General features: G+C 35.4%; 30 protein-coding genes. 4 read left to right on the forward strand and 26 right to left on the reverse strand.

The annotated features are described in order from the left end of the window. The 20 genes from rplF to rpsL all read right to left on the reverse strand — a co-directional run bounded on the left by rplF (position 1) and on the right by rpsL (position 10,885). Complete coding sequence (gene rplF / locus ACMDB5_RS01890) at positions 1-543, reverse strand: 50S ribosomal protein L6 (protein WP_413999342.1); 543 nt, start codon at positions 541-543, stop codon at positions 1-3. 15 nt (positions 544-558) lie between these two features. Further along, positions 559-957, reverse strand: coding sequence for a 30S ribosomal protein S8 (gene rpsH / locus ACMDB5_RS01895; RefSeq protein ID WP_072945389.1), 399 nt, complete (start codon positions 955-957; stop codon positions 559-561). Between the two features lie 72 nt (positions 958-1,029). Further along, positions 1,030-1,299: a 30S ribosomal protein S14 gene (gene rpsN / locus ACMDB5_RS01900; RefSeq protein ID WP_413999343.1), complete on the reverse strand. Its 270-nt coding sequence runs from the start codon at positions 1,297-1,299 to the stop codon at positions 1,030-1,032. A 3-nt stretch (positions 1,300-1,302) separates the two neighbouring features. Then, a complete protein-coding gene (gene rplE / locus ACMDB5_RS01905; protein WP_413999344.1) occupies positions 1,303-1,854 on the reverse strand; it encodes a 50S ribosomal protein L5 in 552 nt (183 codons plus the stop codon). Between the two features lie 2 nt (positions 1,855-1,856). After that, positions 1,857-2,171, reverse strand: a complete 315-nt coding sequence (gene rplX / locus ACMDB5_RS01910) for a 50S ribosomal protein L24 (RefSeq protein WP_072945392.1) — start codon at positions 2,169-2,171, stop codon at positions 1,857-1,859. 11 nt (positions 2,172-2,182) lie between these two features. After that, the gene (rplN, locus tag ACMDB5_RS01915; RefSeq protein ID WP_072945394.1) at positions 2,183-2,551 is read right to left on the reverse strand and encodes a 50S ribosomal protein L14; all 369 of its coding nucleotides are present in this window, start codon (positions 2,549-2,551) and stop codon (positions 2,183-2,185) included. 2 nt (positions 2,552-2,553) lie between these two features. Then, positions 2,554-2,814 (reverse strand): 30S ribosomal protein S17, encoded by a 261-nt coding sequence (gene rpsQ / locus ACMDB5_RS01920; RefSeq protein WP_072945395.1) that lies wholly within the window; start codon positions 2,812-2,814, stop codon positions 2,554-2,556. A gap of 17 nt (positions 2,815-2,831) precedes the next feature. Next, on the reverse strand, positions 2,832-3,023 hold the full coding sequence (gene rpmC / locus ACMDB5_RS01925; RefSeq protein ID WP_047774317.1) for a 50S ribosomal protein L29: 192 nt from the start codon (positions 3,021-3,023) through the stop codon (positions 2,832-2,834). A 13-nt stretch (positions 3,024-3,036) separates the two neighbouring features. Continuing rightward, positions 3,037-3,462 carry a 50S ribosomal protein L16 gene (gene rplP, locus ACMDB5_RS01930; protein ID WP_007803637.1) on the reverse strand — a complete coding sequence of 142 codons (426 nt, stop codon included), beginning with the start codon at positions 3,460-3,462 and terminating at the stop codon, positions 3,037-3,039. Between the two features lie 18 nt (positions 3,463-3,480). Further along, the gene (rpsC, locus tag ACMDB5_RS01935) at positions 3,481-4,230 is read right to left on the reverse strand and encodes a 30S ribosomal protein S3 (protein WP_132110117.1); all 750 of its coding nucleotides are present in this window, start codon (positions 4,228-4,230) and stop codon (positions 3,481-3,483) included. Between the two features lie 6 nt (positions 4,231-4,236). Beyond that, positions 4,237-4,647, reverse strand: a complete 411-nt coding sequence (gene rplV / locus ACMDB5_RS01940; protein WP_413999345.1) for a 50S ribosomal protein L22 — start codon at positions 4,645-4,647, stop codon at positions 4,237-4,239. Between the two features lie 6 nt (positions 4,648-4,653). Further along, complete coding sequence (rpsS, locus tag ACMDB5_RS01945) at positions 4,654-4,932, reverse strand: 30S ribosomal protein S19 (protein ID WP_024981511.1); 279 nt, start codon at positions 4,930-4,932, stop codon at positions 4,654-4,656. 6 nt (positions 4,933-4,938) lie between these two features. Further along, a complete protein-coding gene (gene rplB, locus ACMDB5_RS01950; RefSeq protein WP_413999346.1) occupies positions 4,939-5,763 on the reverse strand; it encodes a 50S ribosomal protein L2 in 825 nt (274 codons plus the stop codon). Positions 5,764-5,772: 9 nt separating this feature from the next. Then, the gene (rplW, locus tag ACMDB5_RS01955) at positions 5,773-6,063 is read right to left on the reverse strand and encodes a 50S ribosomal protein L23 (protein WP_230063097.1); all 291 of its coding nucleotides are present in this window, start codon (positions 6,061-6,063) and stop codon (positions 5,773-5,775) included. A gap of 6 nt (positions 6,064-6,069) precedes the next feature. Continuing rightward, a complete protein-coding gene (rplD, locus tag ACMDB5_RS01960; protein ID WP_413999347.1) occupies positions 6,070-6,699 on the reverse strand; it encodes a 50S ribosomal protein L4 in 630 nt (209 codons plus the stop codon). Beyond that, positions 6,699-7,316, reverse strand: coding sequence for a 50S ribosomal protein L3 (rplC, locus tag ACMDB5_RS01965; protein WP_072945403.1), 618 nt, complete (start codon positions 7,314-7,316; stop codon positions 6,699-6,701). The genes rplD and rplC overlap by 1 nt, the downstream gene beginning before the upstream one ends. A gap of 153 nt (positions 7,317-7,469) precedes the next feature. Then, a complete protein-coding gene (gene rpsJ, locus ACMDB5_RS01970) occupies positions 7,470-7,775 on the reverse strand; it encodes a 30S ribosomal protein S10 (protein WP_011963470.1) in 306 nt (101 codons plus the stop codon). A gap of 11 nt (positions 7,776-7,786) precedes the next feature. Next, positions 7,787-9,943: an elongation factor G gene (fusA, locus tag ACMDB5_RS01975; protein ID WP_413999348.1), complete on the reverse strand. Its 2,157-nt coding sequence runs from the start codon at positions 9,941-9,943 to the stop codon at positions 7,787-7,789. Between the two features lie 11 nt (positions 9,944-9,954). Then, positions 9,955-10,431, reverse strand: coding sequence for a 30S ribosomal protein S7 (gene rpsG / locus ACMDB5_RS01980; protein WP_017495022.1), 477 nt, complete (start codon positions 10,429-10,431; stop codon positions 9,955-9,957). 70 nt (positions 10,432-10,501) lie between these two features. After that, positions 10,502-10,885 (reverse strand): 30S ribosomal protein S12, encoded by a 384-nt coding sequence (rpsL, locus tag ACMDB5_RS01985; protein ID WP_022828353.1) that lies wholly within the window; start codon positions 10,883-10,885, stop codon positions 10,502-10,504. Between the two features lie 492 nt (positions 10,886-11,377). On the opposite strand from rpsL, the gene ACMDB5_RS01990 reads away from it, so the two are divergent. The 3 genes from ACMDB5_RS01990 to rlmB all read left to right on the forward strand — a co-directional run bounded on the left by ACMDB5_RS01990 (position 11,378) and on the right by rlmB (position 16,973). After that, positions 11,378-14,641: a SusC/RagA family TonB-linked outer membrane protein gene (locus ACMDB5_RS01990; protein WP_413999349.1), complete on the forward strand. Its 3,264-nt coding sequence runs from the start codon at positions 11,378-11,380 to the stop codon at positions 14,639-14,641. A gap of 19 nt (positions 14,642-14,660) precedes the next feature. After that, positions 14,661-16,160 (forward strand): SusD/RagB family nutrient-binding outer membrane lipoprotein, encoded by a 1,500-nt coding sequence (locus ACMDB5_RS01995; RefSeq protein ID WP_413999350.1) that lies wholly within the window; start codon positions 14,661-14,663, stop codon positions 16,158-16,160. A 78-nt stretch (positions 16,161-16,238) separates the two neighbouring features. Then, complete coding sequence (rlmB, locus tag ACMDB5_RS02000; RefSeq protein WP_413999351.1) at positions 16,239-16,973, forward strand: 23S rRNA (guanosine(2251)-2'-O)-methyltransferase RlmB; 735 nt, start codon at positions 16,239-16,241, stop codon at positions 16,971-16,973. A 33-nt stretch (positions 16,974-17,006) separates the two neighbouring features. On the opposite strand, the gene ACMDB5_RS02005 is transcribed toward rlmB, so the two are convergent. Next, entirely contained in the window at positions 17,007-17,771 is a 765-nt protein-coding gene (locus tag ACMDB5_RS02005) for a rhomboid family intramembrane serine protease (RefSeq protein ID WP_413999352.1), read from the reverse strand. A gap of 273 nt (positions 17,772-18,044) precedes the next feature. On the opposite strand from ACMDB5_RS02005, the gene ACMDB5_RS02010 reads away from it, so the two are divergent. Next, entirely contained in the window at positions 18,045-19,322 is a 1,278-nt protein-coding gene (locus tag ACMDB5_RS02010) for a replication-associated recombination protein A (protein WP_413999353.1), read from the forward strand. A gap of 43 nt (positions 19,323-19,365) precedes the next feature. Here ACMDB5_RS02010 and ACMDB5_RS02015 read toward each other — a convergent pair whose 3' ends face one another. The 5 genes from ACMDB5_RS02015 to ACMDB5_RS02035 form a co-directional block, all read right to left on the reverse strand. Further along, the gene (locus ACMDB5_RS02015; protein ID WP_413999354.1) at positions 19,366-20,097 is read right to left on the reverse strand and encodes a hypothetical protein; all 732 of its coding nucleotides are present in this window, start codon (positions 20,095-20,097) and stop codon (positions 19,366-19,368) included. 2 nt (positions 20,098-20,099) lie between these two features. Then, positions 20,100-20,789: a YjjG family noncanonical pyrimidine nucleotidase gene (locus ACMDB5_RS02020; RefSeq protein WP_413999355.1), complete on the reverse strand. Its 690-nt coding sequence runs from the start codon at positions 20,787-20,789 to the stop codon at positions 20,100-20,102. 9 nt (positions 20,790-20,798) lie between these two features. Further along, positions 20,799-21,494 (reverse strand): RadC family protein, encoded by a 696-nt coding sequence (gene radC, locus ACMDB5_RS02025; RefSeq protein ID WP_413999356.1) that lies wholly within the window; start codon positions 21,492-21,494, stop codon positions 20,799-20,801. A 35-nt stretch (positions 21,495-21,529) separates the two neighbouring features. Beyond that, positions 21,530-22,888, reverse strand: coding sequence for a UDP-N-acetylmuramate--L-alanine ligase (locus ACMDB5_RS02030; RefSeq protein WP_413999357.1), 1,359 nt, complete (start codon positions 22,886-22,888; stop codon positions 21,530-21,532). Between the two features lie 63 nt (positions 22,889-22,951). Further along, positions 22,952-23,683, reverse strand: a complete 732-nt coding sequence (locus ACMDB5_RS02035; protein WP_413999358.1) for a tetratricopeptide repeat protein — start codon at positions 23,681-23,683, stop codon at positions 22,952-22,954. Positions 23,684-23,731: the final 48 nt, after the last annotated feature.

A 23,731-nucleotide genomic window follows, 5' to 3' on the forward strand; every position in this document is an offset into this window, starting at 1 on the left:
TTAAGCTGATTTACCTGCTTTTCTTCTTAATACTTCACCTACAAATTTAACACCTTTTCCTTTGTAAGGCTCCGGTTTACGGAAACCTCTAATTTTAGCCGCAACTTGACCTAAAAGTTGTTTATCTACAGATGTTAACTTAACGATTGGATTTTTTCCTTTTTCAGATATAGTTTCTAAAGTTACTTCTGGAGCAATTTCTAAAACAATATTGTGAGAAAATCCAAGAGCTAAGTCTAATTTTTGACCTTGATTAGAAGCTCTATAACCAACTCCTACCAATTCTAATGACTTAGTGAAACCTTCTGTAACACCGATAATCATGTTATTGATTAAAGATCTGTACAAACCGTGTTTTGCTCTTTGGTCTTTGTGATCAGACGATCTTTCTACTTGAACTTGACCGTCTTCAACCGTAACAGTAACGTCCGAGAACTCCTGTGTAAGTTGACCATTTTTTCCTTTTACTGTAATGATACCATTTGCAACTTCAACAGTTACACCAGCAGGGATTACAACCGGGCTTTTACCTATTCTTGACATCTTATAGTCTTTTTATTAGTATACGTAACAAATTACTTCTCCACCAACGTTAAGTTGTTTGGCTTTCTTTCCAGTCATCAAACCTTTTGATGTAGAAACAATAGCAATTCCTAATCCGTTAAGGATTCTTGGAATAGAAGCAGAACTTGAATATTTACGCAAACCTGGTTTACTAATTCTTTGGATATCTTTAATTACTGACTCTTTAGTATCTTTATCATACTTCAAAGCAATTTTGATTGAACCCTGAACAGCGTTGTCTTCAAATTTGTAACTTAAGATATAACCTTGATCAAATAAGATCTTAGTTATTTCTTTTTTTAGATTAGATGCAGGAATTTCGACAACTTTGTGGTTTGCAGCCACAGCGTTTCTAACTCTCGTTAAATAATCTGCAATAGGATCTGTATACATATGTATTAATTTGCGGTTATGGTTTTCTTCAGACTTTCTGTCGAACCTTTAACCAATTAAAATTCTTTTTTTTTACCAGCTGGCTTTTTTAACTCCTGGTATCAATCCATTATTAGCCATTTCACGGAAAGTCACACGTGAAATTCCGAATTGACGCATGTACCCTCTTGGTCTACCTGTTAATTTACATCTGTTATGTAAACGAACCGGTGAAGCATTTTTAGGTAATTTCTGCAAACCTACGAAATCTCCAGCCTCTAACAAAGCTTTTCTTTTCTCAGCAAACTTAGCTACCGTTTTTTCTCTCTTAACCTCGCGGGCTTTCATTGATTCTTTAGCCATATCTTAATTCTTTTTAAAAGGTAATCCTAATTCAGCCAATAATGACTTTGCTTCCTTATCTGTTTGAGCAGTAGTAACAAAAGTTATATCCATACCTGATATTTTGTTTACTTTATCAATATCAATTTCTGGGAAAATGATTTGTTCCAAAACACCTAAGTTATAATTTCCTCTTCCATCAAAACCTGTAGCTTTGATTCCGCTGAAATCTCTTACACGTGGTAAAGCAGAAGTAATAAGTCTATCTAAAAACTCATACATTTTTTCTCCACGTAAAGTAACTTTTGCACCAATAGGCATTCCTTTTCTCAATTTGAAAGACGCAACGTCTTTCTTTGAAATTGTAGAAACTGCTTTTTGACCAGTTATCTTTGTCAATTCATCAACAGCATAGTCAATCAATTTTTTATCAGAAACTGCTGCTCCAACTCCACGGCTCAAAACGATTTTTTCCAATTTTGGAACTTGCATTACGTTTATGTATCCGTACTCCTCTTTAAGAGCAGAGATAACTCTGTTCTTATATTCCTCTTTTAGTCTAGGTATATACGCCATTACTATAGTACTTGATTAGATTTTTTTGAAAATCTTACTTTCTTATCTCCTTCAACTCTAATTCCAACTCTAGTTGCTTCCTTAGTTTTAGGATCAATTAAAGATATGTTAGAAATTTGTATAGAAGCTTCTTTTTTTACGATACCACCTTGAGGGCTTTTCGCACTAGGTTTCGTGTGTTTAGAAACCATGTTTACACCTTCAACAATCGCTTTGTTTTTCTCACGGTCAACACGTAAAACTTTACCTTCAGCACCTTTATGGTCTCCAGCAATAACTCTTACGATATCTCCTGTTTTTATTTTTAGCTTTATCATCTTATAACGAATTAAAGCACTTCTGGTGCTAATGATACAATTTTCATGAATTGTTTTTCACGAAGTTCTCTTGCTACCGGACCAAAAACACGTGTTCCTCTCATTTCTCCTGCAGCGTTCAAAAGAACACATGCATTGTCATCGAAACGGATATAAGAACCATCAGCTCTTCTCACTTCTTTTTTGGTACGTACAACAACTGCAGTTGATACAGCTCCTTTTTTAACGCTTCCGTTAGGAGTTGTATCTTTTATAGATACTACAATCTTGTCACCAACAGAGGCATACCTTCTTTTGGTACCTCCTAAAACACGGATAGTTAAAACTTCTTTAGCTCCTGTGTTATCTGCTACTTTTAGTCTTGATTCTTGTTGTACCATAATTATTTAGCTCTTTCTAGGATTTCAACTAATCTCCAACATTTTGATTTACTTAAAGGACGCGTTTCGCTAATTCTTACAGTATCTCCAATGTTACAGTCGTTTGTTTCGTCGTGTGCAACGTATTTCTTTGTTTTCAACACGAACTTACCGTATAATGGGTGTTTTACTTTACGTACTTCAGCAACAACAATAGATTTGTCCATTTTGTCTGAAGTTACAACACCAATTCTCTCTTTTCTTAAATTTCTTTTTTCTTCCATCTTTCGGCAGATTACAATTATTGCAACTCTCTTTTAGTAAGCTCTGTAGCTAATCTTGCAACTGTTCTTCTTACACTTCTAATTTGAAGTGGGTTCTCAATTGGAGATATTGCGTGAGCCATTTTTAGGTCAGCATATGTTTTCTTAGTCTGGCTAAGCTTTTCTTGCAACTCCGCTGCAGAAAGATCTTTTATTTCTGATTGTTTCATAATATAATATAGATTATGCTTCGAAATCTCTAGCAACAACGAATTTAGTTTTTACTGGAAGTTTTTGAGCCGCAAGACGTAACGCCTCTTTTGCAACTGACAAAGGAACTCCTCCAACTTCAAACATAATTCTTCCGGGTTTAACAACGGCAGCCCAATACTCAACTGCTCCTTTACCTTTACCCATACGTACCTCAAGAGGCTTCTTAGTAATTGGTTTGTCTGGAAATATTTTGATCCATAATTGTCCCTCTCTTTTCATGAAACGAGTTGCAGCGATACGCGCAGCTTCAATTTGACGAGAAGTTAGAAACATTCCATCTTCATGTACAGATTTAATACCAAACATTCCATTAGAAAGTTCATGCCCTCTTTGAGAGTTCCCTTTCATTTTACCTTTTTGTACCTTACGGTATTTTGTTCTTTTAGGCTGTAACATTTTTCTTTAATTTAAAAATTACTTTCTTTTACGAGCGTCTGGTTTTCCACCTTTATTAAAGTTAGATTTACCACGAGGGGCATCTCCACCTTTTCCGCCAGATTGTTTCTTGTCCATTCCAGCAAGCGGAGAAAGATCTCTCTTTCCGTAAACTTCACCTTTCATGATCCACACTTTGATACCCATTCTACCATAAGTAGTATGCGCCTCAGCTAATGCATAATCAATATCGGCTCTGAAAGTTGATAAAGGAACTCTTCCCTCTTTGAAACCTTCTGAACGCGCCATCTCAGCTCCATTCAAACGACCAGAAATTAAAACTTTGATACCTTCAGCGTTCATACGCATAGAAGCAGCAATAGCCATTTTAATTGCACGTCTGTAAGAAATTCTGCTTTCAATTTGACGACAGATACTTGTTGCAACTAAATAAGCATCAAGTTCAGGTCTTTTGATTTCAAAGATGTTGATTTGAACCTCTTTGTCAGTAATTTTCTTAAGTTCTTCTTTTAACTTGTCTACCTCTTGTCCACCTTTTCCGATAATAATACCAGGTCTAGCAGTAGTGATAGTAACGGTTACAAGTTTCAAAGTTCTCTCGATGATTACTTTAGATACACTAGCTTTTGATAAACGAGCATGGATATACTTTCTGATTTTGTGATCTTCGGCAAGTTTATCACCATAATCATTTCCACCATACCAGTTTGAGTCCCATCCTCTGATGATACCAAGTCTATTTCCAATTGGATTTGTCTTTTGTCCCATCTTGTATTAAATTGCTTGTGTGTTATTAATAGCTCCTAACACGATTGTTACGTGATTAGAACGTTTTCTAATTCTGTGTGCGCGACCTTGTGGAGCTGGACGAAGTCTTTTCAACATCATTCCACCATCTACTCTGATCTCCTTAACAAATAATCCAGCTTCTTCTAAATTACCTTCACTATTTTTTTGCTCCCAGTTGTTGATTGCAGATAATAATAGTTTTTCTAATTTTCTTGAAGCTTCTTTAGAACTAAATCTTAAGATGTTAAGTGCTCTTTCTACCTTCTGACCTCTTACCAAGTCCGCTACTAAGCGCATTTTTCTAGGTGAAGTAGGGCAGTTATTCAATTTTGCGAAAGCTATAGACTTATTAGCCTCTTTTCTCGCATCTGCTGTTTCTCTTTTACGAACTCCCATTGCTTCTTATTTTTTACCTTTATTTTTTGCTCCAGCATGACCTCTAAAAGATCTAGTTGGTGAAAATTCTCCTAATTTGTGACCTACCATGTTTTCTGTTACGTAAACTGGTACAAATTGACGACCGTTATGAACTGCGATAGTTTGTCCAACAAAGTCTGGAGTAATCATAGAAGCTCTAGACCAAGTCTTAACCACTCCTTTATTTCCACCTGCGATGTTTTCTTCAACTTTCTTTTCTAACTTATAATGAACGAAAGGTCCTTTTTTTAATGAACGTGCCATATCTTATTATTTCTTTCTACGTTCTACGATATACTTGTTACTCGGGTTTTTCTTAGAACGAGTTCTATAACCTTTTGCTGGTATTCCATTTCTTGAACGTGGATGTCCACCAGAAGAACGTCCTTCACCACCACCCATTGGGTGATCGACAGGGTTCATTGCAACAGGTCTTGTTCTAGGTCTTCTACCTAACCATCTTGTTCTACCTGCTTTTCCAGATACAACTAATTGGTGGTCAGAATTAGATACAGCTCCAATAGTAGCAGAACAAGTTAACAAGATTAACCTTGTTTCACCAGAAGGCATTTTAATTGTAGCATATTTTCCATCTCTTGCCATCAATTGAGCAAATGTTCCAGCAGAACGAGCGATAACAGCCCCTTGTCCTGGCCTCAATTCGATACAAGAAATAACAGTTCCAAGCGGAACTCTACTTAAAGGTAAAGTATTACCAATTTCAGGTTGAGACTCTGGACCAGAAACTAATTTCTGACCAACTTTCAATCCGTTTTGAGCAATAATATAAGTTTTTTCACCATCAGCGTAAGCTAATAAAGCGATAAATGCAGTACGATTTGGATCGTATTCAATAGATTTCACTGTAGCCGGAATTCCGTCTTTAGTTCTTTTGAAATCAATAATACGATATCTCTGCTTGTGACCACCACCCGTATAACGCATGGTCATCTTTCCTTGACTATTTCTACCTCCAGAGTTTTTTATCGGCGCTATCAAAGAGCGTTCCGGCTTATCAGTTGTAATGGCGTCATAACCATTCACAACTCTAAATCGCTGACCTGGGGTAATAGGTTTTAATTTTCTTACTGACATCTTTCTATCTTAGATTTTGTTGTAAAAATCAATTGTTTCTCCTTCTTGTACTTGAACAATTGCTTTTTTGATTGCATTCGTCTTTCCACTGATCAAACCACTTTTAGTGTATTTTGTAGTTCTATCCGGTCTTACGTTCATCGTGTTAACACTCAAAATAGTTACACCATAAGCAGCTTCAACAGCTTTCTTAATCTCAACTTTGTTTGCTTTTTTGTTAACTACGAATCCGAAGCGGTTTAAAACTTCACTTTCTTTGGTTACTTTTTCCGTTACTATAGGTTTAATTATGATGCTCATATCCTATTATTTACTTAAATTTTCTTCAATTACTTCCAAAGAACTCTCTAAAAGCACTAAATTATTAGCATTTAATATTGCGTAAGTACTTAATTCTAAGCTACTTACGACGCTAGATGCCTTTAAATTGCGTGAGGACAAATATACATTTTTATTAACGTCACCCAACACAAACAGTGATTTTTTATTTTCTAACTCTAAAGCTTTCAAAACGTTAATGAAATTTTTAGTGTTTGGAGTTTCAAAATTAAAGTCTTCAAGAACGATAATATTTGATTCTTTTGCTTTTATAGAGAAAGCAGATTTTCTAGCCAAACGCTTCAAGTTTTTATTCAATTTGAATGAATAACTTCTTGGTCTTGGTCCAAAAACTGTTCCACCACCTTTAAACAATGGGTTCTTTGCACTACCCGCACGAGCAGTACCAGTTCCTTTTTGCTTTTTAATCTTACGTGTACTTCCCGCTACTTCAGCTCTTTCTTTAGCTTTGTGCGTTCCTTGTCTTTGATTAGCAAGATATTGCTTAACATCAAGGTATACAGCATGATTATTTGGTTCAATTGCGAATACTGAATCAGAAAGTTGAACTTTTCTACCAGTATCTTTTCCGTTGAAATCTAATACTTTTACTTCCATTACTTCTGAATGATTACATAAGAGTTGTTATGACCAGGAACACATCCTTTTATAACAAGTAGGTTCTTTTCAGCAACTACTTTTAAAACTCTAAGGTTTTGAACTTTTACATTATCTCCTCCCATTCTTCCAGCCATACGCATTCCTTTGAATACTCTAGATGGATAAGAAGAAGCTCCTACAGAACCTGGCGCTCTTAAACGGTTGTGTTGACCGTGAGTTGCTTGTCCAACACCACCAAAACCGTGACGTTTAACAACCCCTTGAAAACCTTTACCTTTAGATACACCTTGTACATCTACAAATTCTCCTTCAGCAAAAATAGAAACATCAATAAGATCTCCTAATTTTTGTTCAGTTGCAAAATCTTGGAATTCAACGACTTTTTTCTTAGCAACAGTTCCCGCTTTTTTAAAGTGACCTAAAGCCGCTTTTGTGGAATGTTTCTCGTTTTTGTCATCGAAACCTAGTTGCAACGCTTCGTACCCGTCAACACCTTTGGTTCTGACTTGGGTAACAACACATGGACCAGCTTCGATTACTGTACAAGGAATATTCTTCCCGTTCTCGTCGAAAATACTAGTCATGCCGATTTTTCTACCAATTAACCCAGACATAAATATTAATTATTAATTATTAAATATAAAAATAGAACACATCATTTAAGTGAACGCTATTTTTAAAGTGGTGCAAAAGTATAACTTATTTACACACAATCCAAAAAAAGTTTTCACTTAAACAAAGTGCCCTTTTTACTCTTAAGTAAATCCTTAAACTTTGATCTCTACTTCAACTCCACTAGGCAATTCTAATTTCATTAAAGCATCAATAGTTTTAGATGAAGATGAATAAATATCAATCAATCTCTTGTATGACATTACTTCAAATTGCTCTCTCGCTTTTTTGTTAACGTGAGGAGAACGTAGTACTGTAAAAAGTTTTTTGTGAGTTGGCAATGGAATTGGTCCTGTAACTACTGCACCGGTACTTTTTACCGTTTTTACAATCTTTTCAGCAGACTTGTCTACCAACATGTGATCGTAAGATTTTAATTTTATTCTGATTTTTTGACTCATTTTCTTAAAGATTAAGCGTTTCCTTTTGCTTTTTTGATTACTGCTTCCGAAATATTAGAAGGAGTTTCCGCATAGTGTGAAAATTCCATTGTAGATGTAGCTCTACCAGACGAAAGTGTTCTTAATGTTGTAACATATCCAAACATCTCTGATAACGGCACATCAGCCTTAATAGTTTTCGCACCATTTCTGTCACCCATGTCATTCACCTGACCTCTACGACGGTTGATATCACCTACGATATCCCCCATGTTTTCTTCAGGAGTAATAACTTCCATCTTCATGATTGGCTCAAGAATTACAGCACCAGCAGCTTTAGCAACTTCTCTATACCCCATTCTTGCAGCTAACTCAAAAGAAAGAGCATCAGAATCGACAGGGTGAAAAGATCCGTCCGTCAAAGTTACTTTCAAACTATCAACTTGGTACCCAGCTAAAGGACCCGTTTTCATAGCTTCTCTAAAACCTTTTTCAACAGATGGAATATATTCTTTAGGAACGTTACCACCTTTTACTGCATTCACAAACTGCAATCCAACTGGAACTTTGCCATCAACTTCATCAGCAGGCTCTAATGTAAATACGATATCACCGAATTTACCACGACCTCCAGATTGTTTCTTGTAAGTTTCTCTATGCTGAGCTGTTCTTGTAAACGCCTCTTTATATTCAACTTGAGGCTCACCTTGATTCACTTCTACTTTGAACTCACGTCTCATACGATCGATAAGTACATCTAAGTGAAGCTCACCCATACCTGATATAATAGTTTGCCCTGAAGCCTCATCAGTTCTAACTGTAAACGTTGGATCTTCTTCAGCTAATTTAGCCAAAGCCATACCCATTCTATCTACATCAACCTTAGTTTTAGGCTCAATTGCAACCCCAATTACCGGAGCAGGGAATTTCATTGACTCAAGAATAATTGGGTGTTTTTCATCACACATTGTATCCCCAGTCTTGATATCTTTAAACCCAACTGCCGCTCCAATATCCCCAGCTTCGATATAATCGATTGGGTTTTGCTTGTTAGCGTGCATTTGGTAAATACGAGAAATTCTTTCTTTATTTCCTGAACGAGTGTTCAAGATATAAGAACCTGCATCTAAACGTCCTGAGTAAGCACGGAAAAACGCCAAACGACCTACGAATGGGTCAGTAGCAATTTTAAAAGCTAAAGCCGCGAAAGGCTCAGCCACAGATGGCTTACGCAAAATTTTAGTTTGATCTTCTTCTAACAATTCAGCATCATCAGGATGAATTCCCCAAATACCTTCTTTCTCCATAGGAGATGGCAAGTATTTACAAACTGCATCTAATAAAAACTGAACTCCTTTATTCTTGAACGATGATCCACATAACATAGGAATAATCGCCATATCAATAGTAGCAGCTCTTAACGCATTGTTAATCTCTTCTTCAGTAATAGAGGTTTCATCTTCCATATACTTATCCAAAAGATTCTCATCGTAATCCGCTACCGCCTCAATTAATATCGAACGGTATTCTTTTACTTCAGCAAGCATATCCTCAGGAATAGGCACGATATCATAAGTAGCACCGTGATTTTCATCATGCCATATCATAGCTTGATTTTTCACTAAGTCAACTACCCCTTTGAAATCATTCTCTTCACCAATTGGCAAAGTGATTGCAACAGCATTAGATTTCAACATATCTCTAACTTGTTGACAAACTCCCAAGAAGTTAGAACCTTGACGGTCCATTTTGTTTACGAATCCCATACGAGGAACTCTATATTGATCAGCCAATCTCCAGTTAGTTTCAGATTGAGGCTCAACACCATCAACTGCACTAAACAAGAAAACTAAACCATCAAGTACACGCAAAGAACGATTTACCTCTACAGTAAAATCAACGTGTCCTGGAGTATCAATAATATTAAAGTGGTAAGGCAACGACTCCGGCAAAACTTTACCTTGTTGAGTTGGAAAATTCCACTCACAAGTTGTAGCCGCAGAAGTAATAGTAATACCTCTTTCTTGCTCTTGCGCCATCCAGTCCATTGTTGCAGAACCTTCGTGAGTCTCACCAATTTTATGGTTTTTCCCCGTGTAAAAAAGAATACGCTCAGTTGTTGTTGTTTTACCAGCATCAATATGAGCAGCAATTCCAATATTTCTTGTATATCTTAAATCTCTAGCCATTTCTCTATGAATTAAAATCTAAAGTGAGAGAAAGCTTTATTAGCCTCTGCCATTTTGTGAGTATCCATTCTTTTCTTAACAGCAGCTCCTTCTTCTTTAGCCGCAGCTAAACATTCTGAAGCCAACCTTTGAGCCATAGATTTTTCATTTCTTCTTCTAGAATAAAGTATCAACCACTTCATTGCCATAGAAATTTTTCTATCTGGTCTAATCTGCATTGGAATTTGGAATGTAGCTCCACCAACTCTACGACTACGTACTTCTACGTGAGGCATAACGTTTGTCAAAGCATCTTTCCAGATCTCTAATGAAGTTTTTTCGTCATTTTGTTTTTTAGACTCTATAATGTCAATTGCATCATAAAATACTTTAAACGCTGTAGACTTTTTACCATCCCACATTAAGTTATTCACAAAACGTGTTACCAATTGATCATTAAACCTTGGATCTGGTAAAAGTGGTCTTTTCTTTGCCGCTCTTTTTCTCATGTCTTTTTTTTAATAAAATTACATACCTATACAGTTACAATAAATGCACCGCTAGACATAAAACTTTAAATTACTTTTTTGCTTCTTTTGGGCGTTTAGCACCATACTTAGATCTTCTTTGCGTTCTTCCCGCTACTCCTGACGTATCAAGCGCACCACGAACGATGTGATATCTAACTCCTGGTAAATCTTTTACCCTTCCACCCCTAACTAATACTATCGAGTGCTCTTGTAAATTGTGTCCTTCTCCAGGGATGTAAGCATTCACTTCATTACCATTTGTCAAACGTACACGCGCTACTTTACGCATTGCAGAGTTTGGTTTTTTTGGTGTAGTAGTGTAAACACGCGTACAAACCCCTCTTCTTTGAGGACAAGAATCTAAAGCAACCGATTTACTCTTCTTAGTCATCTGAGTTCTTCCTGTTCTTACTAATTGTTGAATTGTTGGCATAATTAATACTAAAAATTATTATGTAAATTTAATTCCCGCTTTTTACGGGGTTGCAAATGTATAAATTATTTTTTTACTCTACAAACGTTAATCTATTAATTTTCAACAAGATTATTTACCCTACAACATCCCAACCTACTAAAAACCAATACCCAGCAATAGTTTCGCAAAAAACCTCAAAACCTCAAAACAAACACAAAGCTCACTGCGCCTCACGAATCAACAACAAAATTATTTCGTTAACAAAACGTTAATACAAACTCAGCAAAAACAAAAACACAGCTAAGATAGCAAACACATAATAAAATCACAATTCACCAATTTATTAACAAAAAAAGCGCTACAAAATAAAAAAAAACAAGCCAACCACCTCTATTTAATACAAATATCACAATGTTAAATTTCACACACCTATACAAAATAGCGCTTTTTTTATTAGGAAAGTTAACAAATTATTAAGAGTTTTGTTTTACTAATTCAAAATAATTAAAAATGAAACTAAAGTTCAATGGAATCCTAGTGCTATTTATAGTACTAATGACGCAACTAACATTTGCGCAAGAGAGAGCCGTGACAGGTGTCGTTTCTGATAATGCCGGAATGCCTTTACCAGGCGTGAGTGTATTAGTAAAAGGAACCAAAACTGGAACACAGACAGATTTTGACGGAAAATTTTCCATCAAAGCAGCAGCAAACCAAATATTAATTTTTAGCTACATTGGGATGAAAACCCAAGAAATTGGAGCTAGCTCAACAAACATCAATGTAAAACTGAAAGATGATTCAGTAGAACTTGAAGGTGTCGTAGTAACTGCTTTAGGTGTAAAAAAAGCAGAAAAAACACTAACCTATGCATCACAAACTGTAAAAGAGAAAGAATTAAACATTACCCAAGATGCCAATATAAAAACAGCTATTGCTGGAAAAGTGGCTGGTGTACAAATCGTTGGTCAATCTGGAGCAAAACTAGGTTCGTCGGGAAAAATTCGCCTTCGTGGTGCAATTTCATTAACTAGCGACAGCGATCCTTTATATATTGTGGACGGAATTCCAGTAAGTGACCCTAACGTTATAGATATGGAAAATGTTGCCAGTGTCAATGTTTTAAAAGGACCAAATGCTACGGCACTATATGGACAAAGGGCAGATGCAGGAGTTATAATCATCACTTCCAAATCAGGAAAAGGAAAGAAACTAGAAGTATCTATTATAAGCTCTACCACCTTTGACAAAGTAGCTTATTTACCTAATTATCAAAATGAATATGGTCAAGGATATTCAGGAGACGACGAATGGACCACTTTAGACTTTGCAAGCAACCCTGATTACCCAGCGCGCTGGTCTTCATTAAACGGAAAAAAATATGTTGGAACACCTGATGCTGATGCAAGTTGGGGGCCAAAATTTGACGGAAGCGAATACATTCCATGGTATGCTTGGCAATCAGGCACTAACTATTCCGGAAAAACCGCAAAGTGGGAAGCTCAAAAAAATAATATCAAAGATTTTTACGACACTGGGGTAACAAAAAAACAAGGAGTTACAATAAGTGGTGGTAATGATACTTTTACATCAAGGTTTTCTTATACAAATTTGAGACAAACAGGTATAATTCCAAATTCAGATTTAAACAAGCATTTATTAAGTTTAAGACTTGATGCAAATTTAACTGAAAAATTCACAATAGGAAGTACCATCAATTATACAACTCAAAAAACTCTTGGTGATTTTAACGACGACTATTCCAACCAAACATCGGGTTCATTCAACTCTTGGTTCGGTAGAGACCTAGACGTAAATAAACTTAGAGAGTTAAGAAATTTAAGAACAGACAACGGATATAGCGCTTCATGGAACTGGTCTGGCCCAGAAATTTACGCAAATTCTTTAGCAGGAAATGATCCTTCAGATCAAGGAGGCCAAAAACCCGTTTTTTGGTTCAACCCTTACTACTGGTTAGATCAGTATAAAAATGAAAACTCAAGAAACCAATTAGTAGCAGATATCCACGGAGACTATAAATTTAACAGCCACTGGAGTGCAAATTTCATGGTTTCTAGAAATCAAACTGAAAACAGAGGCTTTTGGAGACTTCCTTTTGATGTACAATACTCATCTGATTTAGATGCAGGAAACATGAAAAACATCAATAGTTTTGGAAGAAGTTCATCTACAATCATAGAAGACAACTACACCACTATGGTTAACTATAAAAACACTTTTGGTAAATTTGAAGTAGATGCATTAGCTGGGGGTCAAATCAGAAGAAATTATTTTGAAAGCTGGAACGCAGCTATGGATCCAGAAAACATTACAAGCGGAGGATTATTAATTCCAGATGTATATAAATATAGTAATTCAAAAGAACAGGTTGTTCCTGATACGGAATACACAAACAAGCAAGTAAATAGTATGTTTGCTAAAGTCTCTTTAGGTTACGGAGGATACGCTTATTTAGATGCCTCTGTAAGAAAAGACTATAGCTCTGCTTTATTTAACGATGCAAATGGATATATCTATCCTTCATTAGGAGGTAGTTTTATCTTTAGCGAAGTAGCTAAATATGACTGGCTCTCTTTTGGTAAATTACGTTTCGGCTGGGCTCAAGTAGGAAGTGATCTTGGTGCAAACTTAATCAACCCTGCTTTCCCTACTTATAATGGAAGTTATAACGGATACGATGGAAAACCAATAATGTACACACAATCTCAATTAGTTGATGACAAAATTAAACCGGCAATCAATTCATCTACAGAATTTGGTGCAGATTTAAAATTCCTAAATAATAGATTAGGTTTCAGTGCAACTTATTATAACGAAACCCGCAAAAACGACATTATTCCTATTAGTGTATCTGCTGGTTCTGGCTACTCGTCAAAATTGACAAATGCAGGTAAATCGGTTAGAAAAGGTGTTGAATTAGTTCTAAACGCTACACCTTTTAAAACAAATGATTTCGATTGGACATTTGCAATCAATTTCGCAAAAAACAAAACAACAATTGAAGAATTACCAGATGGTCTTCAAAGTATTAATGCTCCAGGTGGATCAAGCGCATTTACATTCGTAACAGTAACCCATGAATTAAACGGAGAATGGGGACAATTAAGAGGTGCTGGATATGCTACTGACGCTAACAACAATAAAATAATTGACGACAATGGCTTATATGTAGTAGAACAAAATAAATATCTTGGATCAGTTTTACCTGAATTTACGGGTGGTTTCTTAAACACAATAAGCTACAAAAACTTATCTTTAACAGCTTTAATTGATTTCCAAAAAGGCGGTAAATTTTTCTCTTTATCTGAAATGTGGGGAACAAATTCAGGACTTCTAGACGATACAGTAGGTCCTAACGACTTAGGGAACCCAAGAAGAGATGCTGTTGCTGATGGAGGTGGTGTACGCGTTGTTGGTGTAGATGAAAGCGGAGCTAATGTAGATACTCACGTTGAAGCTTATGACTATTACAATCAATGGTACGCAAATAGATTAGCAGAGCCTTTTATTCACGATGCTAGCTATATCAAACTTAGAGATGTGAGCTTGACTTACTCTATACCTGGAAAATGGGTTAAAAATGTATTTGATTCAGCTTCTATAGGTATTGTAGGTAGAAACTTATGGCTAATTAGCGTATCAAAAGACAACAAACACAATTGGGATCCTTCTGAGATGTCAAAAACTTTTGGTGAAGATGGCGGATTACCGGGAACGAAAAGTTATGGAGTAAATCTAAAAGTTACTTTCTAAAAATTTAAAAATGAAAAAAATGAAAAAAATAAGTATAATTTTAGCACTCTTTGCAGGTGTTTTTATAAGTTGTGAAAATAATGATTTTGGCAATCTAAATGAAAACGTTAATGGTGCTCAAGAAACAGACTTACAAGCCCTTATGGCAGGGTCAATTGTACGATACACAACACTTACTGGCCGTGATAACTTATTAAAGCCTACTTTATATGTGCAATACCAATCTCAGAGAGTTTATGTAGATGAACAAAATTATAATCAGTCACCAGCCTCTTGGAATGGTTTCTATGTTCAAACATTATCTAATTTGAACGTAATCACTGATTATTTTGAAAACACTGCTAATCCAGATCCAAAATTTTTACTAAAAGGTTCTGCAAACAACCAACTTGGTGTGGCAAAAATAATGAAAGCTATTATATGGAAAAGAATCACAGACACTTGGGGAGATATTCCATACGAACAAGCGTTTAAAGGAATATTAGTTCCTACATACTCAACTCAGGAATTTATTTACAAATCCGAAATCGCAAGTTTAATAGCTGCAAGGAATATGATTAATGAATCTGAACTTCCACCTACCGGAGATCTAATTTATGATGGAGATTTATTAAAATGGAAAAAATTAGCGAATTCGATGATCATGAGCATGTCAATTCAACTTTCCAAAAAATACCCTGCTCCTGGAGGATATGCAGCTATTCAATTTAACAATGCCCTAAGTGACCCGAATGGCTCTATTGCAACTGTTTCTGATGAAGCATGGTTTTCTCACACAAATGTCCCTGGATTTGAAAATCCATATGTAGCAAATAGAAGAAATGACTATGGATTATCTAAAACTTTAACCGATGCACTACAAGGAGAAGCTTTGTCAGACAACCCTACATCGAATCATACGTTAGATAATAGAATACTAATATTCTCTAATAAAACAACTGTTGCTACAGATGGTATACCATACGGATTGACTCAGGCCGCCAGCACCCCTCTTAATGCAAGAGCCAAGCTAAGTTTAAACATCTGGTATGCAGCAGCCCCTACATCCTTTATGACAGCTTCTTACACATTACTAAATAGAGCAGAAGCTGCTGCATTAGGCTGGACAACTGAAAATGCACTAAATATGTTAGAAACTGGTATCATTAAATCATTTGAAAGCTTGAGTATTAAATTAGGAGCCTCAGGAGGAGCAGCTACAGTTAACGTAACTGCATCTGGACCTGCTTACGCACTTGCCAGAAAAACTGATGCTGCAACAAATTTGCTAAAAGTAATTAGAGAAGAAAAATGGGTAGCCTTATTCCCATCTGCATTTGATGCTTGGAGTGAATGGAGAAGAACAGGTGTTCCTGCTTTAGTTCCATCAACAAATGCTTTAAATGGAGGAGTAATCCCAACGAGATATTTATATCCTTCTGTAGAACAAAGTACAAACACAACAAGTTATACTGCAGGGGTCAACACTCTAGTTCCTGCTGTAGATGACAACAAATCTAAAATTTGGTGGGCTCAATAAACCCAACCATTTATATCTATAAAAATTATATTAAAACCATCCCATTTTTGGGGTGGTTTTTTTTTATATCTTTGCGCCATGGAAAAAGAACATCAAATATTTGGGATTAGAGCAATAATTGAAGCCATACAATCGGGCGCAACAGTAGACAAAGTCTATATTCAAAAGGAAGCGAGCAGCGAACTGATGAAAGACTTAATGAAAGTTATGAAGCGCGGTAACATAAACTTTTCTTATGTTCCTGTTGAAAAACTGAACCGACTTACTCCTAATAACCATCAAGGTGCAGTAGCCACTATCTCTCCTATCTCTTTTTTTGATTTAGAGACTTTAATAAATACCGTTGTCGAAAACGGAAAAAAACCTTTATTTTTGATATTGGATCAAATATCGGATGCCCGTAATTTTGGTGCTATCATCAGAACTGCAGAATGTACTGGTGTAAATGGAATCATTGTTCAAAAAGCAGGATCGGCACCAGTAAACGGAGATACTGTAAAAACATCAGCTGGGGCTGTTTTCAATATTCCTATTTGCAAAGTAGAACACATCAAAGATGCTATTTTTCTTTTGCAAGCAAGCGGAATCAAAACAGTGGCAGCAACCGAAAAAACAGATCAAAACATATATGATATTTCATTAAACGAACCCGTGGCAATCATCATGGGATCGGAAGATCGTGGAGTAAATCCATCTGTATTGAAAATTGTTGATGAAAAAGCAAAACTACCTATGTTCGGAACTATTGGTTCCTTGAATGTTTCGGTTGCCTGTGGTGCTTTCTTATACGAAGCAGTTAGACAAAGAAGCTAAGTCAATTAGAAAATTTGATATTTAAAAAATGAATTAAGACTCTGTTTTTGATTCATTTTTTTCATTTGGAACAATCTCATAATTTACCCGAATATCAGAATTATAATAAGTAAAAAACTCTTCATTTTCCTCTTTTGGTAAATTCACAAAATTTCCATTTTCATCAAAACGTTGCATGAATTTATCTTCTTGCGGATTGTAATCCTGTTTTTCCCAATCGTATTTAGGCACTTTATTAAACTCTGGCGTGCGATACACAATAGACAAAACAAAACCGGTTATTAGCCCTGCCAAATGTCCTTCCCAAGATATTGTCTCGTCTACTTTAGGAAACGCATACCAAACCATACCTCCATAAACCATAATTACCGTTAAAGACAAAGCGACTAAACGATAATATTTTGTCAAAATCCCTTTAAAAAAAACAAAACTAACCAGTACGTATACCAAACCACTGGCTCCAATATGATAATTAGATCTTCCAATTAACCAAGTGATAATTCCTGACAGTAAAACACCATACACTATAACGGCGACTGATTGCCTTGCATAAAAAAACCGTAAAGTCGCCAATAACACCAATAAAGGTATAGAGTTACTATAAAGGTGATGCAAATCTGAATGAATGAAAGGACTAAAAGCAACTCCTTGCAAACCCGACAATGTTCTCGGAAAGATTCCGTGTTCAATAAAATCGAAATTAAATCGGATTTCGAGCCAATAGACAAACCATAAGAACAACACAAAAAAAAGTGGCAATCCTATAACGGAAGTGGTAAATTTAAAATGTTTGTCCATTATTCGATTTTTATTTAAAAATACGAATCAATTATGTATCCAAAAATTATTTTATGCTATTTTGTCATTAAAATTGATTTTGTTTTAAATTCAGGCGCCTAGCCCTGATGGAAGTGGAAATCCTTTTTATTGGCCTTTTCGGCGGATAAAAAGATTGAAACGTACAGCAGGAAAAAGCTCCCAAAAGTACAAACAGAATGCTTAATTTTACAACTAATAATTTTCAATTTTAAATTGAAGATTAATAAACTTAGATTTTAGATTTAAAACATAATGGAAGCACCACTTGCAGAACGCATTCGACCGCAAAAATTAGAAGACTACATCAGCCAATCTCACTTGGTAGGCCCTAGTGGGTCACTAACACAGCAAATTTCCAAAGGAATTATTCCTTCTTTGATTTTTTGGGGACCTCCAGGAACCGGAAAAACAACTTTGGCACAAATTATTGCCCAAGAATCAAAACGTCCTTTTTATATTTTGAGTGCTATAAATTCCGGTGTAAAAGACATTCGCGATGTAATTGAGAAAGCAAAACAAAGTGGTGGACTTTTCACTACAAAAAATCCCATTCTTTTTATCGACGAGATTCACCGTTTTAGCAAATCGCAACAAGATTCTTTATTAGCAGCTGTAGAAAAAGGCTGGATAACCCTTATAGGCGCAACGACCGAGAACCCAAGTTTTGAAGTCATTCCCGCTTTATTATCCAGATGTCAAGTTTATATACTAAATGCTTTTACAAAAGAAGACCTTGAGTCTTTATTGCAACGCGCGATGAAAACCGATGCTTTATTAGCGTCAAAAAATATTGAATTAAGAGAAACAGAGGCACTATTGCGACTTTCGGGTGGTGATGGACGCAAACTATTAAATATTTTCGAACTTGTTGTAAACGCATCCGCTGACAACGAAATTATCATCACTAACGACCGTGTTTTTGAATTAGTCCAACAAAACACAGTTTTGTATGACAAAAGTGGTGAGCAGCATTACGACATCGTTTCGGCTTTTATAAAATCGATACGCGGGAGTGATCCAAACGGAGCGGTATATTGGTTGGCAAGAATGATTGAAGGAGGCGAAGACGTTAAATTTATTGCACGCCGCATGCTAATCCTTTCCAGTGAAGACATAGGAAATGCAAATCCTACGGCTTTTATTATGGCCAACAATACTTTTCAAGCAGTTTCGACCATTGGTTATCCGGAAAGCCGCATTATACTGAGTCAATGCGCTATTTATCTCGCCACATCACCAAAAAGCAATGCTTCTTATCTAGCTATCGGAACAGCGCAACAATTAGTGAAACAAACTGGCGATTTGTCTGTGCCAATTCATTTACGAAATGCTCCTACTAAATTAATGAAAGAATTGGGTTATGGAGAAGAATATAAATATTCGCATGATTTTGCAAATAATTTTGCCGAACAGGAGTTTCTGCCAAATGAATTAAGTAATAATCCTATCTATATTCCCGGAAATAATTCAAGAGAAAACACTACGCGTGAATTCCTTAAAAACAGATGGAAAGACAAATATGGATATTAGAACTGTATTCAGTCTTTCAAAAACTGAATACAGCCACTAAACACTAAAATTTAACCTCCACTTTTTCAGAGATTAGCTTATCATTTTGGTAATATTCAAAAAACCAACGGTTGTCTTTTAAAATCAAAACCCCTTGATTCTCCCCTTTTACTGCTATAAGACAGTTTGGACTAGAGGTTTTAAAAACTTTCATCACCACTTTTGGAGTACTATCCACTAATTGAAAACCATTGTTCATCGGCTGCGCATAAAGCAAATTAGCACTTGTTAAATTTTGAGTTATTGCATTTGATGGTGCTACAGGAACAGAAACCGCTTTAACCGATTCTTGGTCAACTTTGTTTATTGCTTGCCCATTATACTTATATTGCAAAGCATAAACGGATTTAAAAGCGTCATTCAATGCTTCTGTATAACTCACTTGATAATCTTTTTCTTTACTTTTCCCGACTTCCGATTGAAATATTATTTTGCCATAACAATCTTTAAGGGTAACAAAAAGCTTAGTAACCAAAAAACCGTTGTCTTTTACAACATCATAATACAACAAACCGCATCTGTCATTATATTCATTTGGAATCACTTCATTATTGTAAAATGCTTCAAAACCTGCTTTGTTTAAATTAAACTTTGACAAAGTAGCAAGACGGTATTGATTGTCGCTTTTCATAAAATCAAACTTCAACGGCAATACCACTGCTTTATAATCATTTACAGATTGCGAAAAACCATAACTGGCGACAAATAACAGTACAAATAAAAATCTTAGTTTCATAATTATAAATATTTTTTTAGTTCTAATAAATGATTGATTTGTTTAATATTTTGTTCAACTTGAACATTGCTTTCATTAAAAAAAACAGCATCTAAGCCTGCATCAAGAGCTCCTTGAACATCTGCATCCAATGAGTCTCCTATCATAACACTGTTCTCTTTTTTAGCATTGGCGACATTTAATGCATGTTCAAAAATAATAGGATTTGGTTTTTTGACTCCCGCCATTTCAGAATTAGTTACGGAATCAAAATAAGTCTCCAATTTAGAATTTTTCATTTTTCTGAATTGAACATCAGCAAAACCATTGGTGATGATGTGAAGTTTATACTTTTGATTTAGATAATCTAAAATTTCAAAAGCACCATCAAAAAGATGGTTATTTTCCGGCAATAGTTCTATATATTCTTTAGAAATTCTCTCAATTTCCTCATCAGAAACCAAATAATCTAAAGCATCAAAAGATTGCTTCAACCTATTGTACCGCAATTCCTCATGGGTAATTTTATCGTATTGATACAAAGTCCAACAAGCTTGATTAATTGGTACATATTTCTCAATAAACTCTCCTATTTCAATTACAGGATGATTTCGTTTTAATATTTTTTCAAATGTTAATTCGGAATTTTTATCAAAATCCCAAAGTGTGTGATCTAAATCGAAGAACACATGTTTAATATTCGCAATTTTCATTTTATTTTTTTAGAATATTCCTTCATCAACAAAGCTAAAGTAATTATTTTCGGTAACAATCAAATGGTCCAATACTTTTATTTCTAAATTATCTCCTGCTAGTTTTAGCTTTTTGGTAATTTGTTTATCCGCATCGCTAGGAACCAAAGTCCCCGAAGGATGATTATGACATAAAATTAATGCCGTCGCTCCCATTTCAAGTGCCGTTTTGAAAACGATTCGCACATCGACCAAAGTTCCGGTAATTCCGCCCTTACTTAATTGAGATTTAGAAAGTATTTTATTGGAATTATTTAAATATACAATCCAAAACTCTTCATGGGCCAACTCACCAATTATAGGCTGCATGATTTCAAAAATCATTTTACTGGAAGTAATTTTGATTAATTCGACAGCTTCTTCGGCTCTCCTTCGTCTTCCTAACTCCAAAGCCGCGATAATCGAAATGGCTTTAGCTTCGCCTATCCCTTTGAATTGTATCAACTGCGCAACAGATAATTTCCCTAAAGCATTCAAATTATTATCTACACTAGCCAAAATCCTTTTACTCAAATCAACTGCCGATTCACTACGACTTCCTGAACCAATTAAAATAGCAATCAGTTCGGCATCACTCAAAACACTTTTACCTTTCAGCATCAGCTTTTCCCGAGGCTTGTCGTCTTCGGACCAATTCGCAATTGAAAAAAAGGAGTTTTCAGCCATAATATCGATTTTAAATTAGTCCTTTTTAACCATCTTTAATTCATAATCAATTCCTTCACCTCGTCAAAATCCAAACCACCATAATTTCCGGAACTCATCAGCAACAAGGCAGAATTTTCAAGATTTTGACTGAACAAATAATCCTTAAATTCTTTTGGATTGGTATAAATAATTAAATCTTTACGATTAAAAGCCGTTGCTATTTGGTCATAACTAACTTCATCCAGTTGCTTTATTTTCACCGCATCAGGCGAATAGAAAACTACAGCTTTATCAGCATGTTCTAATGCGCCTTCGTATTCTTTAAGGAATTCAGCGTTCAAACTGCTATAGGTATGCAATTCCAAACAAGCCACAAGAGTTCTGTTAGGATATTGTTCTTTTACTGCCTTTGTAGTTGCCGCCACTTTACTTGGCGAATGGGCAAAATCTTTATAGGCTACTTTGGTTTTGCTTTCAGCAATTTTTTCCAATCGTTTGGATGCGCCTTTAAAACTCGCTATCGCTTCATAAAAATCAGCTTCATCAACACCCATGTTTTGACAAATCCATTTGGCTCCAGCCAAATTATTAAGATTATGCGCTCCAAAAACTTCGATTGGCATATCGCCTTCGGGAGTTTCTAAAAGAGTCACACCATCACTAACCGAATATTTTGGAGTATGATAGGCTAATTTTCGAATCGGATTTGTTGCTGCTTCTGCAACGCGTTTTACCTCGGGATCCTCTTCATTGTAAACTAAAATCCCACCGTTGGTAATTTTATCTATAAAGATTTCAAACTGCTCCACATAATTTTCATAGGTTGGAAAAACATTGATGTGATCCCAAGCAATGCCCGAAATCAAAGCAATATTGGGTTGGTACAAATGAAATTTCGGCCTTCTGTCTATTGGAGAAGACAGATACTCATCACCTTCCAAGACCATAAAATCATTTTCTTCGGTAAGATGCACCATCGTATCAAAACCTTCCAACTGGGCACCAACCATATAATCGACAGCGATATTATGATAATGCATCACATGCAAAATCATCGAAGTGATTGTCGTTTTACCATGTGAACCACCAATGACCACACGGGTTTTATTTTTTGATTGTTCGTATAAAAACTCTGGATAGGAATAAATTTTTAATCCCAACTCCTGTGCTTTCAATAATTCTGGATTATCTGCCTTAGCGTGCATACCAAGAATTACAGCTTCAATATCTGAAGTGATTTTTTCAGGAAACCAACCCATTTCAATAGGCAAAATTCCTTTTTTGTCTAATCTGGATTTTGATGGCTCAAAAATTGCGTCATCGCTTCCTGTAACTTGGTATCCTTTATTGTGCAATGCTAATGCGAGATTATGCATCGCGCTTCCGCCTATGGCTATGAAATGTGTTTTCATTTATGTTTATTCGATTATGCTTTTATATTTTTAATCAACTAACTGAATTAGCAATTAACTATTCTACTTTATTCTAAGTTCCTCTAAAAGCTGTTTTGCTTTCTCGGGTTCATTCATTTTATTCTTATACAAACTGGCAAGCATTTTACTGGCCGTTTTGGATCCAGTTAAACTAATTGCTTTTTTATATTGTTGTTCTGCCTTATTATATCTTTTAAAATACTCATCGATATGTCCCTTAGACAAATAACCATCAATAGGCGACAATTTTAATAATTCATCCGAATATTTTAATGCCTTGGATTCACTTCCTCCTACAATTCCCGGCAATTGAATATATAACTCTATCAAAGCCCAACGCGATTCGATATGTTTTGGATTGAGACTTATCGTTTTTTCAAAAGAATCTTTGACCTCATCAATCATTCCGAGTGCTTTAAATTTATTAGATTCTTTGGCTTTCATTCCTAAAGCGCCGCCATATTTATAATAATAATTAGCTTCCGTAGGCTTCAACTGTTTGAGTTTCTTATAATATCCAATTGCTTTATCCCAGGATTTATATCTCCCGGCAATATCTCCCAAATATTCAATCGATTTTAAATGACTTGGATTTTCTTTCAAAATATTTTCAAAAACAGCTTCTGCTTGATCCAATTTTTCTTCACGAAAAAACCTTTCTCCTTTATCAAAATTAGATTGAGACCAAATAATTATTGGCAGAAATAAAAATAAAAAAATAATATGTTTCATTGTCCAAAAATAGCGAAATTTATAATTGGAATCTATTTTCATTTTAAAAGCTTTAACAATAAAAAAAGCCTCTAAACTTGTTTTGAAAAC

It is taken from the genome of Flavobacterium sp. W1B (assembly GCF_047344965.1).
In the GTDB taxonomy this organism is placed as follows: Bacteria; Bacteroidota; Bacteroidia; order Flavobacteriales; family Flavobacteriaceae; genus Flavobacterium.

Bases quoted from the DNA above. Each gene is read 5' to 3' on its own strand.
- rplF (WP_413999342.1), bottom strand. From the start codon at position 543: ATGTCAAGAATAGGTAAAAGCCCGGTTGTAATCCCTGCTGGTGTAACT.
- ACMDB5_RS02035 (WP_413999358.1), bottom strand. From the start codon at position 23,683: ATGAAAATAGATTCCAATTATAAATTTCGCTATTTTTGGACAATGAAA.
- rplN (WP_072945394.1), bottom strand. From the start codon at position 2,551: ATGGTACAACAAGAATCAAGACTAAAAGTAGCAGATAACACAGGAGCT.
- rpsL (WP_022828353.1), bottom strand. From the start codon at position 10,885: ATGCCAACAATTCAACAATTAGTAAGAACAGGAAGAACTCAGATGACT.
- rplD (WP_413999347.1), bottom strand. From the start codon at position 6,699: ATGGAAGTAAAAGTATTAGATTTCAACGGAAAAGATACTGGTAGAAAA.
- rpsG (WP_017495022.1), bottom strand. From the start codon at position 10,431: ATGAGAAAAAGAGCGGCAAAGAAAAGACCACTTTTACCAGATCCAAGG.
- radC (WP_413999356.1), bottom strand. From the start codon at position 21,494: ATGGCTGAAAACTCCTTTTTTTCAATTGCGAATTGGTCCGAAGACGAC.
- ACMDB5_RS02015 (WP_413999354.1), bottom strand. From the start codon at position 20,097: ATGAAACTAAGATTTTTATTTGTACTGTTATTTGTCGCCAGTTATGGT.
- ACMDB5_RS02030 (WP_413999357.1), bottom strand. From the start codon at position 22,888: ATGAAAACACATTTCATAGCCATAGGCGGAAGCGCGATGCATAATCTC.
- rplC (WP_072945403.1), bottom strand. From the start codon at position 7,316: ATGTCTGGGTTAATTGGTAGAAAAATCGGCATGACTAGTATTTTCGAC.
- rpmC (WP_047774317.1), bottom strand. From the start codon at position 3,023: ATGAAACAATCAGAAATAAAAGATCTTTCTGCAGCGGAGTTGCAAGAA.
- rplP (WP_007803637.1), bottom strand. From the start codon at position 3,462: ATGTTACAGCCTAAAAGAACAAAATACCGTAAGGTACAAAAAGGTAAA.
- rplX (WP_072945392.1), bottom strand. From the start codon at position 2,171: ATGATAAAGCTAAAAATAAAAACAGGAGATATCGTAAGAGTTATTGCT.
- rpsJ (WP_011963470.1), bottom strand. From the start codon at position 7,775: ATGAGTCAAAAAATCAGAATAAAATTAAAATCTTACGATCACATGTTG.
- rpsH (WP_072945389.1), bottom strand. From the start codon at position 957: ATGTATACAGATCCTATTGCAGATTATTTAACGAGAGTTAGAAACGCT.
- rplW (WP_230063097.1), bottom strand. From the start codon at position 6,063: ATGAGCATCATAATTAAACCTATAGTAACGGAAAAAGTAACCAAAGAA.
- rpsS (WP_024981511.1), bottom strand. From the start codon at position 4,932: ATGGCACGTTCATTAAAAAAAGGACCTTTCGTTCATTATAAGTTAGAA.
- rplV (WP_413999345.1), bottom strand. From the start codon at position 4,647: ATGGGAGTTCGTAAAAGAGAAACAGCAGATGCGAGAAAAGAGGCTAAT.
- ACMDB5_RS02010 (WP_413999353.1), top strand. From the start codon at position 18,045: ATGGAAGCACCACTTGCAGAACGCATTCGACCGCAAAAATTAGAAGAC.
- fusA (WP_413999348.1), bottom strand. From the start codon at position 9,943: ATGGCTAGAGATTTAAGATATACAAGAAATATTGGAATTGCTGCTCAT.
- rplE (WP_413999344.1), bottom strand. From the start codon at position 1,854: ATGGCGTATATACCTAGACTAAAAGAGGAATATAAGAACAGAGTTATC.
- rlmB (WP_413999351.1), top strand. From the start codon at position 16,239: ATGGAAAAAGAACATCAAATATTTGGGATTAGAGCAATAATTGAAGCC.
- ACMDB5_RS01990 (WP_413999349.1), top strand. From the start codon at position 11,378: ATGAAACTAAAGTTCAATGGAATCCTAGTGCTATTTATAGTACTAATG.
- rpsQ (WP_072945395.1), bottom strand. From the start codon at position 2,814: ATGGAAGAAAAAAGAAATTTAAGAAAAGAGAGAATTGGTGTTGTAACT.
- ACMDB5_RS01995 (WP_413999350.1), top strand. From the start codon at position 14,661: ATGAAAAAAATAAGTATAATTTTAGCACTCTTTGCAGGTGTTTTTATA.
- rpsN (WP_413999343.1), bottom strand. From the start codon at position 1,299: ATGGCTAAAGAATCAATGAAAGCCCGCGAGGTTAAGAGAGAAAAAACG.
- ACMDB5_RS02020 (WP_413999355.1), bottom strand. From the start codon at position 20,789: ATGAAAATTGCGAATATTAAACATGTGTTCTTCGATTTAGATCACACA.
- ACMDB5_RS02005 (WP_413999352.1), bottom strand. From the start codon at position 17,771: ATGGACAAACATTTTAAATTTACCACTTCCGTTATAGGATTGCCACTT.
- rplB (WP_413999346.1), bottom strand. From the start codon at position 5,763: ATGTCAGTAAGAAAATTAAAACCTATTACCCCAGGTCAGCGATTTAGA.
- rpsC (WP_132110117.1), bottom strand. From the start codon at position 4,230: ATGGGACAAAAGACAAATCCAATTGGAAATAGACTTGGTATCATCAGA.